2 protein-coding genes are annotated in these 2,803 nt (G+C 38.4%); both read left to right on the top strand.

Annotation, left to right across the window (positions count from 1 at the left end; genetic code table 11):
- Nucleotides 1-954, top strand: a 954-nt coding sequence (locus tag H5202_RS20025) for a DUF6602 domain-containing protein (RefSeq protein WP_182773614.1), incomplete at its 5' end; no start/stop codon positions are given.
- 255 nt (nt 955-1,209) lie between these two features.
- Nucleotides 1,210-2,803 (top strand): AAA family ATPase (locus H5202_RS20020; protein ID WP_182773613.1); only part of this gene is annotated, 1,594 nt, incomplete at its 3' end.

Here is a 2,803-nt window from a genome sequence, read left to right as displayed (position 1 = left end):
AGTGTCAGGGTTGCTTCTCCTTCAGGGCATTTAAGTCGTGAAATGGATATCGTTCTTTATGACTCTGATGAGTTGATTACTTTGATGAACAGAAGAGATATGTATGAAGTTTACCCTGTTGAAAATACGTACGGGGTAATCCAGGTTAAGTCTAACTTGACTACTCAAGAATTGAAATCTGGTCTTGAAAATTTGAAATCATATAAGAAGTTAAATCCTAATGGCTTCACAATACTATTCGCATATAGTAGTGATATGAATTGGGATCTTATTGTTAAGCACCTAAAAAAATATGCTAATGATAACCCAACTGAATACTATCCGAACTTTGTTTTCATCTTAAATCGAGGTTTTTTTGCTTTTGGAACTGTCGAGAAGGCATCTTTTATTAATAGCGAGATATCAACATTAACTGATGTAACTGTCCATGGTTATCCAGACCGACAGCAGCAAAACCTTTACCAGTTCCAATTAATGTTATTAGAACTGTGCCGTCTTGGATGCACTGGAACAGTAAAGTTGCAAGATTATTTCAGCCTTCCTCTAGTGTCTGGCGATAGTTCTTATAAATTTTATCAGGGAAGCTTTGCAGAAATAGGGAACTGTAGTGCGCATGGTGATTTCCCAAGAAAAATATCTAGTGAAAATGTAACCAAAATTTCTGAATGGTGTAAAAAGCAAGAACCAATCAATAGTGTAAAAGCTACGCATATAGCTTGGGGGTTACCAGAGGATAAAGAGGCATATGTAAGACAACCCGGCATGGTTTATATCTATAATCCAGATGGTTTAGAGCTTCCTGATATTCTAACCTTTAATCAGGAATTTGGAGAGTATACAGTCCCTGTTGCAGCTTTTGATTCAATAATTATTGGCGATATGTGTATACAGCTTCCTTATTATTATTCAGTAAAGGAAGACCTAATTACTAGATGTTCAAAATGTAAAGAGTAATGCGTATTGGTGCAGTGAATTTGGCCACTGCTTTGAAGTTTCCAGTACAAAACCTTATCGTGATAGCTCATCAGGCTGAGTAGTCAGCAGCCAATTTCGTTTGCCATACATGCTCTAATGGATAGGGAAAATACAAGACCTGACCCCTTTACTTTTACAGTGGGTTTATGTGATTAAACCTTGCTCTGAATCAATGTTAAATTGTAAGTTCTAGTTATCGTATTAATAGTTAAATAATCAGTTTAGGTCGTTGAAATGTCGCAAGTTACGAAGGTAGTTGAATGGGTTAATCAAGATGGTAAACCTCTTTGGTGGCGTCACGCTATCCGTATTGCTCTTGGCTACGGAGAAATCAAGCCTGAGTTTATTGACGTTCTTTATAACCTCGCAAAGATGGAGTTTGGACTCTTACAAAAAGATGAGATATATCCATCGAATACTTTACCAGTAGCTGTTACTGGGTTTGGCGTTGAAGAACACCCTATCAATTTACTTTCTCTGGGCATGGTTCAGAATGTTTCATCTCTTGCCCCAGATCAAACCATAGAACTCAACCCTAGTGGTTTAACAGTTATCTATGGTGACAATGGCGCAGGAAAGTCTAGTTACGCAAAGATACTAAAGAGTGCATGTTTAACGCGTGGAGATGTACCAAATATACTCTCGAATGTATTCAACCCCTCCGATGCAAAACCTCAAGCCACATTGAGCTTTAGTTCCGCAGGTGCAGAGCCTACCCATTTTGTGTGGGAAAAGGATGGTAAAGACAGCCCTGAATTAAAGTCCATTCGAATTTTTGATTCAAAGTCAGCTATCCATTACATTTCCAAAGAAGATAGCGTTGAGTACAAACCAGCAGAGCTCAAATTACTTGATGAACTAGTAAGTGCTTGTTTAGAGGTAAAAAGAAGGCTGTTAGGTGAACTAAAGCAATATGAAACACCACACCCTGTATTTGGTTACAACCCTACAACCAATGTCGGAAAGCTCATAAGTTCATTAAACAGTTTAACAACTACAGAATCTGTTGAAGTTCATTGCATCACAGATGATGAATTAGCAACGATTGAGCCTTTGAAACGTGAAATCCATGAGTTAACGGGAAAGACACCCGCACAGATTAGAAAAGAGCTTTCCAACAGGTTAACTTATCGTGAACCTCTACTAAGGCAACTTATTACTTGGTCTGAACAGCTAGGTGACGAAAGCTTAGCATTATTAGGGCAATTGTATGTTGACAGAAATACTAAAGTTGCTGCTGCTGAAGCAATCAGACAGACTACTCTTAATGGTTTGCCAGTGGATGGAATCGGCGGTGACGCTTGGAAGCATATGTGGAAACATATTGAAGGTTTTATTAACTCTCAAGGTAAAGCCTTTCCACCTAATGATGGAGAGCACTGCCCAACTTGCCTGCAAACCATAGACTCAACAACTGCTGAACGCATGAAGTTATTCCACTGCTATATTCAAGATAAATCTCAAGTTGAAGCTCAAAAAGCTATTCAAGCATATAATAGTCATAAGCTTATGATAGGAAGTATTAGCTTCGAACTTTCCCCACATTCAGGGGTTTTGCAAGAAATTCAGGATAGAAAGCCTGAAATAATGACGGCCTTAGGATCACTAATTGGACAGCTTAGCAGCCGCCAACAAGCAGCAATAGCTGAAATCCCTTCACTTACTCAACCTGCATTAGATCTCAGTGTTCCTAAATGGTTAGATGCTCAGCTTGTTGTTTTGAAAGACAAGATTGAGAAGGTCGTGGATGATGGTTCTTTAGCTAAACTACTGTCTGATAAATATCAAAAAGTTTTAGAGTTAGAAGATAAACTTAAAGCCAAACAAC

The organism is Shewanella sp. SG41-4 (assembly GCF_014164505.1).
Taxonomy (GTDB): domain Bacteria; phylum Pseudomonadota; class Gammaproteobacteria; order Enterobacterales; family Shewanellaceae; genus Shewanella.
The sequence above is the reverse complement of the archived record's forward strand: the minus strand, read 5'-3'. Positions and strand labels throughout refer to the sequence as shown.